This window comes from Curtobacterium sp. MCBA15_016 (assembly GCF_001865105.1).
Lineage (GTDB): Bacteria > Actinomycetota > Actinomycetes > Actinomycetales > Microbacteriaceae > Curtobacterium.
In genome coordinates this window covers 62,801-63,022 of the sequence record NZ_MJGR01000013.1, presented here as the reverse complement: position 1 = coordinate 63,022, position 222 = coordinate 62,801, and the positions used below count along the sequence as shown (strand labels likewise).

At 76.6% G+C, this 222-nt stretch carries 1 pseudogene; it reads right to left on the bottom strand.

The features are described from left to right. Positions 1-30: 30 nt before the first annotated feature. A pseudogene (locus tag BIV03_RS05720) lies at positions 31-222 on the bottom strand (NADP oxidoreductase); the annotation flags it as partial.

The window sequence follows — 222 nt, the reverse complement described above, 5'->3', positions numbered from 1 at the left end:
CGCGCCTCCCGTCCCGCAGGGGGTCGCGACCTACATGTCGCGGTACCGCTCCGCGGACGCGAGCGCCTCGCGCAGCTCCGCCGCGGTCAGCCGCGGGCCGTACCCGGGGGTGTCCCGCTGGATCCGCCAGCCCTCGGCGAGGGGCCCGGCGTCCACGACGTCGAAGCCGAACTGGTCGATGAGGTCCGACACGACCCGCTTGGCGTCGGCGTCGTCCCCGGC